12 protein-coding genes and 1 tRNA gene are annotated in these 12,517 nt (G+C 65.2%); 7 read left to right on the forward strand and 6 right to left on the reverse strand.

Annotated features, from left to right (window positions below):
• Positions 1 to 58: 58 nt before the first annotated feature.
• On the reverse strand, positions 59 to 1,471 hold the full coding sequence (locus EPN29_00130) for a hypothetical protein (protein TAN35073.1): 1,413 nt from the start codon (positions 1,469 to 1,471) through the stop codon (positions 59 to 61).
• Between the two features lie 12 nt (positions 1,472 to 1,483).
• Positions 1,484 to 2,080, reverse strand: coding sequence for a hypothetical protein (locus tag EPN29_00135; protein TAN35074.1), 597 nt, complete (start codon positions 2,078 to 2,080; stop codon positions 1,484 to 1,486).
• 35 nt (positions 2,081 to 2,115) lie between these two features.
• Between EPN29_00135 and EPN29_00140 the strand changes: the two genes are divergently transcribed.
• Both EPN29_00140 and EPN29_00145 read left to right on the forward strand, forming a co-directional pair.
• Positions 2,116 to 2,202: transfer RNA gene (locus EPN29_00140), tRNA-Leu, on the forward strand.
• Positions 2,203 to 2,480: 278 nt separating this feature from the next.
• Positions 2,481 to 3,569: a hypothetical protein gene (locus EPN29_00145; protein ID TAN35075.1), complete on the forward strand. Its 1,089-nt coding sequence runs from the start codon at positions 2,481 to 2,483 to the stop codon at positions 3,567 to 3,569.
• Between the two features lie 291 nt (positions 3,570 to 3,860).
• Here the strand turns inward: EPN29_00145 and EPN29_00150 are convergent, their stop codons facing one another.
• Together EPN29_00150 and EPN29_00155 are read right to left on the reverse strand one after the other, a co-directional pair.
• The gene (locus tag EPN29_00150) at positions 3,861 to 4,178 is read right to left on the reverse strand and encodes a hypothetical protein (protein TAN35076.1); all 318 of its coding nucleotides are present in this window, start codon (positions 4,176 to 4,178) and stop codon (positions 3,861 to 3,863) included.
• A gap of 15 nt (positions 4,179 to 4,193) precedes the next feature.
• Positions 4,194 to 4,454: a helix-turn-helix domain-containing protein gene (locus EPN29_00155; protein TAN35077.1), complete on the reverse strand. Its 261-nt coding sequence runs from the start codon at positions 4,452 to 4,454 to the stop codon at positions 4,194 to 4,196.
• A 382-nt stretch (positions 4,455 to 4,836) separates the two neighbouring features.
• On the opposite strand from EPN29_00155, the gene EPN29_00160 reads away from it, so the two are divergent.
• Complete coding sequence (locus tag EPN29_00160) at positions 4,837 to 5,115, forward strand: XRE family transcriptional regulator (GenBank protein TAN35078.1); 279 nt, start codon at positions 4,837 to 4,839, stop codon at positions 5,113 to 5,115.
• The gene (locus EPN29_00165; GenBank protein ID TAN35079.1) at positions 5,078 to 6,394 is read left to right on the forward strand and encodes a type II toxin-antitoxin system HipA family toxin; all 1,317 of its coding nucleotides are present in this window, start codon (positions 5,078 to 5,080) and stop codon (positions 6,392 to 6,394) included. Before EPN29_00160 ends, EPN29_00165 begins: the two co-directional genes overlap by 38 nt.
• Before the next feature lie 90 nt (positions 6,395 to 6,484).
• On the opposite strand, the gene EPN29_00170 is transcribed toward EPN29_00165, so the two are convergent.
• The gene (locus EPN29_00170; GenBank protein ID TAN35080.1) at positions 6,485 to 8,380 is read right to left on the reverse strand and encodes an L-lactate permease; all 1,896 of its coding nucleotides are present in this window, start codon (positions 8,378 to 8,380) and stop codon (positions 6,485 to 6,487) included.
• Between the two features lie 88 nt (positions 8,381 to 8,468).
• Positions 8,469 to 9,167 (reverse strand): hypothetical protein, encoded by a 699-nt coding sequence (locus EPN29_00175; GenBank protein ID TAN35081.1) that lies wholly within the window; start codon positions 9,165 to 9,167, stop codon positions 8,469 to 8,471.
• 94 nt (positions 9,168 to 9,261) lie between these two features.
• Between EPN29_00175 and EPN29_00180 the strand changes: the two genes are divergently transcribed.
• From EPN29_00180 to EPN29_00190, 3 genes are all read left to right on the forward strand, one after another.
• Positions 9,262 to 10,284, forward strand: coding sequence for an acyl-CoA desaturase (locus EPN29_00180; GenBank protein TAN35144.1), 1,023 nt, complete (start codon positions 9,262 to 9,264; stop codon positions 10,282 to 10,284).
• A gap of 75 nt (positions 10,285 to 10,359) precedes the next feature.
• A complete protein-coding gene (typA, locus tag EPN29_00185) occupies positions 10,360 to 12,183 on the forward strand; it encodes a translational GTPase TypA (GenBank protein TAN35145.1) in 1,824 nt (607 codons plus the stop codon).
• Positions 12,184 to 12,314: 131 nt separating this feature from the next.
• On the forward strand, positions 12,315 to 12,512 hold the full coding sequence (locus tag EPN29_00190; protein ID TAN35082.1) for a cold shock domain-containing protein: 198 nt from the start codon (positions 12,315 to 12,317) through the stop codon (positions 12,510 to 12,512).
• Positions 12,513 to 12,517: the final 5 nt, after the last annotated feature.

The raw sequence follows: 12,517 nt of genomic DNA on the forward strand, positions 1-12,517 counted from the left end.
CTAACGCAGCCCGCTTACGTCGCTTGCCTGGGCGCTCACCGGTGGCCCTCGATCACCATCATGTCCCCGCCCGCGCCGTTGCAGGAGTAGACCCGGTCGACGATGAAGTCGGAGGGGATCGAGGTGATGGACGTGCCGCGGCCGAGGTCAGCCTGGAGACGACTTCGGTGGTGACGTTGATGCCCTGGACGGCGACCTGGCTGATGACCGCCCCCAGGTTCGGCGTTGCCGCGTAGAAGACCACCGTCCAGGCGAGCGGGACGCCGCCGAGGTTGGAGTGGTAGTGGATGCGGGCCGAGGTGGCCGAGGTGCCCAGCACCTGGAGGGTGACTCCCGTCGCCCCCGACCGTTGCAGCGCCTGCGCGATCTCGGCGTTGCTCAGGGTCTGCCGGACCACCGTGCCGCTGTCGACGTTGCCCGCGGCGCAGCCGGCGTCGGTGGCGAAGCTGATCGAGTAGGGCTCGCCGCCTGACGGTAGGTTGAGGGCGCGCACGATCGCCCTGTAGAGGCCGGGCGGTCCGTTGGCGATCTTCAGGACGATCGGCGGCGGACCCTGCTTGAAGTGGGCCCGTCCGTTGGCATCGGTGACCATCACGCTCATCAAGCTGCCCGGGTAGCAGAAGGCAAGGCTCAGGTCGCCGCCGGGAGAGTTGTAGTCGCTCTCAGCCGTCTGGCCGGTGGTGAGGTTGTCTCCGCTCGCCGTCTGCACGGTCCCGGCGTTGTTGCCGGCCAAGGCCGCCTGGGTGCATTGGGTTGAGAGGGCGAAGGGATCCCGCACTTCGGGCTGGATCGGACGCGGGTTGGAGAGTTTGCCGTTGGCGTCGGCCTCGATCTGCTGCCCGGCGTGGATCGTGGCGGTGGTGGCGCCGCTGACCGTGACCGTGCCGTCGAAGACCTTGATGAGGTTGGAGTGGTCGGCTCGGACCAGGACCTCGAACTGGGTGCCGCGGACCGAGGCGCTCACGGAGTGGCCGCCGACCTGAAAGCTCGCGCCGCCGACCAGGTGCTGCACGTTCGAGAACGTTCGCCCGACCTTCTGCACCACGCCCGCCGATTGCAGCGTGCCGTCCTGCTTGAGCTGGGCGGCGGTGACCGTCACGGTCGTGCCGGGCGACAGGCGCACGTAGGAGCCGTCGGGGAACTGGATGGCGGCGTGGCCGTGCTGGTCTGACCGCACCGAGTTGCCGGCGTTGAGCTGCTGGCCCGCGACGCCGGCCCTGTAGTTGGAGTCGTGGTCGCCGACGTCGACGGCGGGGCTGAAGATGACCAGCGCCGCGGGCGCCGGGACGCCGGCCTGCGCTCGGACGACGAGGAAGTAGTAGCCGCCGCCTCCCCCCAGCAACAGCACCAGCAGCAATGCCACCAGACAGCCGCAGCCGCAGCCACGGCCGGAGCAGCCGGACTTTGGCGGCGCCCCCGGGGGCAGTGCCTGCTGTGTGGCGACCGGGGCCGGCGGTGGCTGAACGGCCATCGCCGGGGAAGGTTAGCCGGAGGCCGTCTGGAAGTCGACCACCAGGCGAGGCGGGTCGGCGAGCGTGAAGGTGCGCATGCAGGCCGCGCGGCTCAGGCCCAAGCCCCACGACACGTAGCCTTCGAAGTCCCCGGTCAGCCGGGCCTCGTTGAGCACGAGATATTCGGGCTGGGTGAAGGCCGTGGGGCCGGTGAAGGTGCTCGTGCCGGTGGCGGAGTGCACCTGCACCAGGACGCCCGCGTTGCCGCTGAGGGTGATCGTCTGGCCGCTGGCTCCGTTCGCAAAGACCGGCTTGGCCTGGCGCTTGACCGTGTACGTGGGCACGCTCGAGTCGAACTGGAGCACAAAGCGGTCAAAACCGGATTGCGCGGCGACCCTGGCGGCGACGGCGTTGGCGACCCCGGTCCTGCCGCCACCCGTGTCGGCGCAGGCAAACGAGGGCAGATTGGTGCCTGGGGCGGCCGGCGGGGATACCGGCGGCGGCTCGACCCTGGGGGCCGACGCGACCGAGCTTTGCGCGGTCCGCGGGGATCCCGCGGCGGAGGGGGCCAGCGACGGTCCACAGCCGGCGATGAGGACGGCCAAGCACGGGATCAGGGCGACTCGCATTGCCCAATGGTATGGTCGTGGCTCGTTACGGCATCGCCGAGGTGGCGGAACAGGCAGACGCGTCGGTCTCAAAAACCGATGTCCGCAAGGACGTGCGGGTTCGACTCCCGCTCTCGGCACCATGCAGCTGTAACGACCGGCTGCGGGGGCATCGTTACGGTGCTTTCTGGGAAGGCGCCTCAAGGCTAAATTGAATTCGGAACCCGGTCCTTTGGGCCGGGTTTCGGTGTCTTCAGGACTTCGGCAACCAGGTGCTGAAGGCGCCAGTAAAGGGAGGTGTCCCCAAAGTGTCCGTTTCGCCAGCCAGAAGCCAAAAACCGATGCGCTATTCAAAAACCGATGGCCTGCCTTTCGCGCCTCGCGGGGTCTCGGCGGCCGCCCGCGGGCGGTCCCCGAGCGGTTGGTCCGGGCCGCTCCGGAAACTGTCGAGCTCGCCCTGCCGGCACCCCTGCCTCATCCGGAGGCCGAGCTGGCCAGCCGTTACCGGATCGAGCCCCTGGTCCGGGAATGGCTGCTCGAGCTCCAGGTTCGCGGCCGCAGCCAGCGGACGATCGCCTGGTACGCGCACAAGATGGAGTGGTACCAGCGCTACGGCTCGGCCAAGACCCTGGCCGAGCTGACTGGCCTCGAGTTCAAGCGCTACCTGGCCCAGGAGCTGGAGCGCGGCATCGCTGACAATAGCCTGCACGGCCACTTCCAGGAGAGCTTCAGCCAGCAGCAGCTTGCCGCCGTCCTGGACGCGACCAGCGAGGGCTGGCCGCGGATCGCGGTTGGGATCTTGCTTGGCACCGGGATGCGAGTCGGCGAGCTCTGCGCCCTGACCAATGACGACGTCGAGGACGACGGCGACGCCGCCTTCCTGAAGATCAAGCGCGGCAAAGGCGCGAAATTCCGGCGCGTGCCGGTCAGCCGGCAGCTGCGCCGCGAGCTGGTCCGCTACGCCAATCGCCAGCGACCCGATTGCCGGTCGGATCGACTGCTAGTCCTATCGGATGGAACGCCGGTCACCGTCGGCTGCGTATCCCAGGGGCTTTCGCTCTCTGGTGACTTCTTGCAACTACGGTCCGGCTTCAAGCAAGCGCAGTACGACCTTGCCTGTGTCTCCGCCGTGGCTCAGACACAGAACGAAATCGAGCGTCGTGTCACGGCAACTCGGTTGCTCGCAGTCGGGGTGTTCGCGTTCGCTTGGAAGAAGCAAGCCGGCCATCACCACCAGTATCTGAACGTTGAATACGATGACGGCGCCCGTCGATTGGCTCTCGTCTTTGAGACTGACAAAGCACCGGGTCTCGCGCAGAAACTTCAAGATGCGTCCGGTGCCGCAAGGGAGCGTCGCGGAATCGGTTCTCAGTCGATAGCTGCACCTAGCCCGCCCCCAGTTGAGGATATTCCCGGCAAGATCAAGCAGCTTGCTGAGCTGCGCGACAACGGGCTACTCACCGATGAGGAGTTCGCGGCAAAGAAAGCCGATCTGCTGGCTCGCATGTGAGGTCTGCCCTTAGGTCGGTGGGCATCGAACAGCCCGCAAAGCGAAGCGTCTACTTCTAGTCGAGTGCCGGGGCGAACGTCGCGCGCGGTTCCTGCCACGAGGTTTCGAACCACACCAGCTTGCGGTGGAGTTGGCGAGCGCCTTCGACAGCGAGCTGGGTCGTTCGTAGGCCGTCAATGATGTCGTGGTGCATCGTGACGGGCATGTACAGGAGAGCTAGGCTCTCGGGCAGACCGCTGGCATCGTTGTGGGGAAGGTACATGTAGTTGATCAGGCCGTCGTACTTGCGTGCTAGCCCGAGCTTGCTGTCAGTTGTCCTTTCTCAAGCGCCCATTCGATCGGCATGATCGGAACCAGCGTGCGCACGGGATGCGCGTATTTTCCTGGTTCCTTCTGCGCGCGCATGGAGCAGGTTGGCGTGATGAGCATCGCCGGCCCGATCTCCAAAGGACCGGCCAGAAAATGACGCACACCGCCGCTCGTCTGCTCCTCAACGATCTGCCCGGGGACCGGGTACGCGAGCGGAACCTCTCGGAAGATGTCGCCTTGGCTCAGGAGCGGGATCCGTATTTCGTAATACGCCGAGTCGGCGGGTCGGATCTCCGGCACCGGCCAACTCTAGCGTCAGTCGTCGTCCCCGCGAACGATTCGGCCGCGTGCCCGTCGCTCAATCACGGGGCCCTCATCGAACGGCGCTAGTTGGGTGAGCATCTCCTGCCGCATACGCTCTATCTGGCCGACGTCGAAGCGTCGAAAGCCAGAGCCCGGAAGGCGGCCAGCTCGCAGCACACCTCGGTTAGCCCAGTTCCGGACGGTAGCCTCGGAAACGCCGAGCCGGCGTGCAGTCTCACGTACGTTGAGCAGAGTCGGGATCGCCGTTGCCATTGGCGCAATTTAGCATTCGATCGCGAGTTTGTCAACTTTAGCGACTTTGTCGACTGGTACTAACCCAATCATCACGGTTCTGCGCTACGAAACAATGTTCGGTCCGTTGGGCCTCAGGCACCCAACTTGAGAGAGACACCGGCGCCCTCACGCTGGTCGCGATCCAGAGCAGACCTCGGATCGGAGCAATCACGACGATCAGCAGCAGCTGAACGGCGGGGTTGGCTGAAGTTAGCCGGCTGAAGCGCGAGGGTCGGCATGATGGCCGTGGTCACCAGCTTGACGTCGAATCGAACCTGAGGTTCGCGCTTGCGATCGCAAGCAATCCTACCGATCAGAGCCAGATGCTTGCGATCACAAGCAACCTGAACGAGAACCTGATATGCTTGCGATCGCAAGCATGAAGAGTAAGGTCTTCGAACCGCGCGAGTTGGGACGAGCGCTGAGAAGCGCGCGACGTGCCAAACGAATGACTCAGATCGAGCTGGCTCAGCGCGCGAACGTAGCTCGAAGCGCCGTCCAGAAGATGGAAGAAGGCCGAGGAACCGTGAACCTGGATACGGTTCTGAAGCTGCTCCGGACCTTGTCGCTCGACTTGGAGGTTGTCTCGCGGAGCCGGGATTATGAGCGAACCTCGGGGGAGGGTGCCGGTGGTAGCTGAGCGCTTGTGGGTGACGCGCACCACTGAGCTTGTGGCGACCCTTGAACGCAACGGGGACGATCAGCTTCGGTTGATCTACCAGCCCGATTTGGTCAAGTCACGAGCGGAGCTACCGGTGATCAGCACGTCTCTTCCGGTCCGCGAAGCGCCGTATACACAGTCTGAACTTCTTCCATTCTTTGAAGGGCTGCTTCCCGAGGGATCCGCGCGTGATCGCCTCGCTGTTCGTCTGCGGCTTGAGCCGAATGACGTATTTGGCTTTCTCCGCGAAATCGGCCGCGACTGCGCGGGGGCGTACTCGATCGTTCCTGAGGGCACTGATCTCGAGGCCGCGCGTCATGAGGGCGTGGAATGGCTTAACGCCGACCAATTAGCTGAGACGGTCTCGGAACTCGCCACCAGGCCGCTCGCAGTCGAACCGGGAGAGGACATCCGCATAAGCCTGGCGGGAGCCCAAGACAAGATGGCGGTTGTTCGAGACGGAGAGCGGATAGGGCTGCCCAGAGGCACAACACCTTCAACGCACATTCTTAAGCCCTCATCTTCTGAACGCCGCGGCCGCCGCGGCCGCGAATTGGCTTATCCAGGGCTCGTCGCAAACGAGGGCTTCTGCATGACGCTTGCCCGCGAGTCTGGAATCGCGGCGCCTGACGTCAGCGTCATCGACATCGGCGGCGATCCCGCATTGCTGATTAGCCGATACGACCGAGCTTCAAGAAATGCTCAGGTAGAGCGAATACATCAGGAAGACCTCTGCCAGGCTCTCGGAGTCCCAGGGCGACTCAAGTACGAGAAGGATGGCGGCCCGGACGCAGGCCGCTACGTTTCGCTCCTCAACAGGTGGTCAGTCGATGTAGCTGATGACGTCCCCGAGCTCATCGACCGCATTGCGTTCAACTATCTGATCGGGAATTCAGATGCCCACGCCAAGAATTTCTCGATCCTTCATCAAGACGGTGTCAGACTGGCGCCGGCCTATGACCTCCTCTCGACCCACGTCTATGGGCATCTGACCAAAGACATGGCGACTTCAATCAACGGAATGTTCGATCCCAGAGCGATTCAGCCAGTCCACTGGCGCAAGGAGATGGCGAAGCTTGATCTTTCGGTGCGCTTGTACGCGAGTCGGCTCGCTCGTCTGGCGGACCGAGTCGAGGAGCGCCTGTCCGCGGCTGTGAGCTGGATCGAGACGCACTCCCTAGCGAATCGCCAGATCGAGAGGATCATCGCCCTAGTTCACGAGCGGGCGGACGTTCTGCGTGGGATCGAGGGGGACTAGCGCCCTGGGTTGGATGGAGGCTCTGGCCACCAGTGCGGTCTGTTGGCCCGGGCCCCCAGCCTGGGTTGAATTCGGAGCCGGTCCCCGGGCTCAAGGCGTGGGGATGATGCCGGGAATCACGTAAGCCTCGATCATCGCGACGACGCCGACCGCGCTGGTGAGGATGAGGCTGTAGCCGATGACCCGCCGGAAGATCTCGCCCTCGGAGCCGACCTTGTTGACGCCGGCGGCTCCGACCGAGAGGTTTTGAGGGCTGATCATCTTGCCCATGACCCCGCCTGATGAATTGGTGCCGGCGGTCAGAATCGGGCTCACGTTGCCGAGCTGCTGCGCGGTCTGCGCCTGGAGCGGGCCGAACAGCGTGTTCGAGGAGGTGTCGCTGCCGGTGAGGAAGACGCCCAGCCAGCCCAGGAACGCCGCCACGAACGGGAATATGAACCCGGTCTTCGACAACGCGATCGCCAGGCTGGAGGTCATGCCCGAATAGTTCATCAGTTGCGCGATCGCAAGGATCAGGGCAATCGTCGCGATCGGGAGCGCCAGCTGGCGAACCGTCCTGGCGTACACCGTCAGGAAGTTCACGGTCGAGCCACGGAGCCTCATCAGCAGGAAAGCGATGAATACCGCGTACAGGACCAGCGAGCCGGCCGCGGCCAGGAAGTTCCAATCGAATGTCAGCGGGTACTCGGTCGACTTGGAGACGATCGGCTTCTCGCGGAAGATCAGGGAGACGGGTTTGCCCTTCTTGATCTCGTATGTGCCGGGCCAGTAAAAGTTCCAGTCCGGGAACTTGAACGCCTGGCGGTCGTGGGCCGGCAGCGGCCCGAGCCAGGGCTCCGGGCAGAGCTTGAAGCTCGGCGTGCCGCACTTCAGGTCCGCCGTGACGTTGGCCGGCGCGGCGAGGGCGGTCTTGACGTCTCCCACCGGATGGCCCGCGAAGAAGGGCAGGTTGCCCATCTGGCCGACGAGGATGACGATGACCAGGATCAGGTACATCGAATAGGCGCGCAGGACCCGCCCCGTTGAATCCACGCGATCGAATGGAGGTGCCGGGCTCGTGCCGGTCTCGGCGCCGCCGGCCACTCGACGCGGGCCTCCGGCCGCCGTCTCGTGCGCAAACCGCCAGACCTCGGCCGGCCGCCAGTACCTCAGCAGCACGGCCAGGCAGCCCATCGAGACCAGCGCGGCGAGGATGTCGGTCAGCTCCGGGCCGACGAAGTTGGAGATCACGAACTGGACGACGGCGAACGAGATCCCGGTGACCAGCACAGCGGGCAGGATCTCGCGCATCCGCTTCCAGCCGGCGAGCACGACGATGAGGTAGGCCGGGATCAGGATCGAGAACAGCGGCAGCTGGCGGCCGACCATGGCCGACAGCGCCAGGGTGGTCGAAGTCGGGTCCTTGTGGCCGAGGATCGGCGCCACCAGGGCGCCCAGGGTCACCACCGGGATGCCGATCGAGCCGAAGGCCACGGGTGCGGTGTTGGCCAGTAGCGCCAGGACGGCGGCGGTCACCGGTTCGAAACCGAGGCTGGCCAGGATCGAAGCTGTGATCGCGACCGGCGCCCCGAAGCCCGCGATCCCTTCGAGGAGCGCCCCGAAGCTGAAGGCGACGAGGAGGGTCTGCAAGCGGCGGTCGACCGTGAGGCGGGTCAGCGAGCGCTTGATGACGTCGAAGTCGCCGCTGGCGACCGTCAGGTTATGGAAGAAGACGGCGTTGAGGACGATCCAGCTGATCGGCCACAGGCCGAAGGCCATGCCTTCGGTGGCCGTGCCGACCGTGACGCCGAAGGGCATGCCCCAGACCAACCAGGCGAGGACGGCGGCGGTGAGCATGGCGCCAAGCGCCGACAGCCAGGCCGCCAGCCGGAGCACGGCGAGCATGACGAATAGGACGTAGAGCGGAAGCCCGGCGACCAGGGCGGACAGCAAGATGCTGTCGAGCACCGGCTGATATGACTGATGAAAAGTCAGCAAGATCCCCATCGGCCCCTCCGGAAAAGGCGACAAGGGCGGCAGCGACTGCCAATTCAATCCTAAAGTCCCGCGGTTGGCAAGGGCCCCGAGCTGGAATTCAGTTGCGGCCGGCGCGCCTCCTTTGCGCGATCGTGACGCCGATGCTCAGAGCCCAGAGCGCGGCCGCGAGGCCGAGCAGGACCCACTCCGGGTCGCGCGGGAGGGCCGGCGGGACGTTGTTGGTGCGGCCGTACTCCGCAAACTGCGTCGGGTCCGGGGAGTCGGTGGACGCGAAATAAAGAGCGGCCGAGAAGAGCAGGGTCCACGTCAGACCGCGACTCCAGCGGCCGAGCCGGATCAAACCGTAACCAGGGATCGCGGTCCACAGCCAGAAGCCGGGGCCGATTGGAGTCTCGCGGTCGAGCAGGCCCTTGACGACGGCGCCCGCCGCCAGCAGCAGCGCGACAGCCGCCGCGTACCAGCCTGGACCGATGAGGTCGGTGCCGACGAATGGAAAGCCGAGGCTCGCGAAGCGGGGCGTGGTGACGACCCACATCGCCCAGCCGAACCAGGCGATCAGCGCCGCTTCCGCCACCGCGACCGCGATCACCGCCGCGCGAAGCTCGACGAACGCCGCGGCGATCAGGGCCAGGACGGCCAGCCAGCACGCGGGGGTCTGAAAGCCGAAGCTCAAGGCGGCATGAGCCGGAGGGATGCTGATCGACCACGGGGAGGCGATCGAAGCGAGCACGAGCACGAGCACGAGCACGCCGGGCAGCGAGAGCGGCCGCGTCCGAACGGCGCCAGAGGCTGACACGTCCCCAGATGGTATGGCCATCGCCTCACATCGACGTCCCAGCTCAAGAACTGTTAGGTTGGCGATCTTGACTGCAGAGGCACCGGCGCCGCCCATGGAGACGGGTGCCGTCAATCAGCGCGACTACGCGGTTCTCAAGCGACGTATCCAGGATGCGGGTTTGCTGAAGAAGCGACCGGGTTACTACGCCCTCAGCATCACGACGAATCTCATCCTTTTGGTCGGCTGTCTTGTGGCGCTGTTCGCGGTCACCTCGATCTGGGTCCAGGCGCTGGCTGCGATAGGCCTTGCGATCGTCACGGGACAGCTCGGATTCCAGCTCCATGACGCCGGCCACCGTCAGATGTTCGCGGCGGCTTGGAAGAACGCGCTCGTCGGCTTGCTCACCGCCGACCTCCTTCTCGGCATGAGCTACGGCTGGTGGGTGCACAAGCACAACCTGCATCACGGCAATCCGAATGACGTCGACCTCGACCCGGACATCAAGGTGGGTGCGATCGCCTACACCATGGATCATGCCCTCGCCCGACGCGGGGTCGGCCGGCTGGCAGCGATGTACCAGGCATACCTCTTCTTTCCACTGACGACTCTTCTGGCATGGAGCATGCACGTGACCGGGACCACGTACCTGGTGAGGGGGCCCTCGCGGTACCGGCGCCTGGAGACCGGACTTCTCATCGCGCACGCGGCCGTCTACCTGGGCGCGATGCTTTACTTCCTTGGTCCCTGGTCGGCCCTGCTGGTCGTGCTCATCCACAAAGGCGTGGGCGGCGCGTACATGGCGTCAGTCTTCGCCCCCAACCACAAGGGCATGCCGCAGACCGACAGCACCAGCCGGCTGGACTTTGTGCGTACTCAGGTGCTCACCGCCCGCAACATCCGCGGTCACCCGATCACGGACCTGTGGTACGGCTCGCTCAACTACCAGATCGAGCACCACCTCTTCCCGAGCATGCCCCGGCTCAACATGAGGCGCGCGCAGCCGATCGTCATGCAGTTCTGTGCGGAGCGTGGGATCGACTACCACGAGACGTCGTTCTCGCAGTCGTACCGGGAGCTGCTCGGCTTCCTGAACGAGGTCGGCGCCCCGCTGCGAGCCGCTCGAGTCGAAGCCTAGGCCTCCACCGGACGCGACCGTCCACCAGCCGGAACCTCGCGGCTCGTATAGTGGCCTGCTGCCCTTCCCATGACCCTGACGAAAGTTCGACATGACATCCGCAACGTGGCGATCATCGCCCACGTCGACCACGGGAAGACGACGCTCGTCGACGCCCTCCTGAAGCAGAGCCACACCTTCCGCGAGAACCAGGAGGTGGGCACCCTGATCATGGACAACAACGATCTCGAGCGCGAGAAGGGCATCACCATCCTGGCCAAAAACACCTCGGTCCGCCATGGGGACGTGACGATCAACATCATCGATACGCCCGGCCACGCCGACTTTGGCGGTGAGGTCGAGCGTGTCCTCAACATGGCGGACGGGTGCCTCCTGCTCGTCGATGCCGCCGAGGGCCCGATGCCTCAGACCCGTTTCGTCCTTCGCAAGGCCTTCGAGGTCGGGCTGCGGATCATCGTCGTCATCAACAAGGTCGATCGCGCCAACGCCGAGCCCAAGATCGCGCTCGACAAGGTCCACGACCTCTTCCTCGAGCTGGCCGAGGATGCGGATCAGCTCGAGGCGCCGGTGGTGTATGCGATCGCCAAGGAAGGCAGGGCGGGCCTGGACGTGGACAGCCTGGCGGCCGACCTCGAGCCGCTGTTCAAGACGATCATCGAGAACATCCCGCCTCCGGTCACCGAGCCCGGCGGGTTCCAGATGCTGATCGCCAACCGCGCCTACGACGACTACACCGGGACGATGGCGATCGGCCGCATCTCACGCGGCAGCGTCGCGCCGGGCGATGCCGTCGCCGTGCTCGATGCGGCCGGCGAGGCGCGGCGGGTGAAGGTGGTGCAGGTGCTGGTGTATCGCGGCCTGGACCGAGTCGCCGTGCAGAGCGCCAGCGCCGGCGACATCGTGCTGCTGACCGGCCTGGAGGAGATCGCCATCGGCGATACGCTCGCCGATCCCGAGTCGCCCGATCCGCTGCCGCGCATCGAGATCGACGAACCGACGGTCAGGATGACGTTCGGCGTCAACACCTCACCGTTCACGGGTCGCGAGGGCAAGTTCTCCACCACCCGGCAGCTGCGTGCGAGGTTGTACAAGGAGCTCGACGTCAACCTCGGCCTTCACATCGAAGACACCGATGCCGCCGAGCACTTCCTGGTGAGCGGTCGCGGAGAGCTGCATCTGGCGGTTTTCATCGAAACCATGCGCCGCGAGGGCTACGAGTTCGAGGTCTCGCGGCCGGAGGCCATCGTCAAGATCATCAACGGGCAGCGGATGGAGCCGGTCGAGCGGCTGACGGTCGACGTGCGCGAGCCCAACCTCGGCGCGGTGACCGAGGCTCTCGGCAAGCGCCGCGGCGAGATGATCGAGATCAGCTATGACGCCAGAGGTGGAGTGCGGCTCGAGTACCTGATCCCGACGCGCGGCCTGATCGGCTTCCGCAACAGCTTCCTCACGCTGACCGCGGGCACCGGCCTCATGGGCTCGATCGGCATCGGTTACCGGCCGTGGCTGGGAGAGTTTCGTGAGCAGCGCAACGGCGCCCTCACTGCGTCCTCCGCCGGCACGTCGCTCACATACGGCCTCGCCGGAGCGCAGGAGCGCGGCACCACGTTCATCGAGCCGGGCGAGGCGGTGTACGAGGGCATGATCGTCGGCATTCAAAAGCGGCCCGGGGACATCCGCGTCAACGTATGCCGCGAGAAGAAGCAGTCCAACGTGCGGTCGTCGACATCGGACATCTCGGTGCGGCTGACCCCGGCCAGCAGGCTGAGCCTGGAGCAGTCGCTCGACTTCCTTGCCGATGACGAGCTTTTGGAGGTGACGCCGAAGCATCTGCGGTTGCGCAAGCGGCATCTCACCGAGGTCGATCAGTCGCGGGCTCGTCGCTCCGTTGCAGGGTAGACGTTACAAACTGCCGTTGTAGGGTATACTCCTTTAGCTGGCACAGTGCTGGCGCTCACCGCAGGCTCCGTTTTCTCGAACAGGCCCGCCGAGTTGAGTTGGCCCCAGTTCGAGAAACATAGGAGATGGAAATGCCTACAGGCACCATCAAGAAACTTGTCGCGGACCGTGGCTTCGGCTTTATCGCAGCCGAGGACGGAAAGGAATTCTTCTTCCACAGGAGTGGCACCGAAGGTGACTTCGACAGCCTCCAGGGTGGCGAGAAGGTCTCCTTCGAGGTTGAGGCGAGCCCCAAGGGCCCGCGCGCGAAGAGCGTCCGAACCCTCTAAGGTCA

This window comes from bacterium (genome assembly GCA_004299235.1).
GTDB lineage: Bacteria > Chloroflexota > Dormibacteria > Dormibacterales > Dormibacteraceae > SCQL01.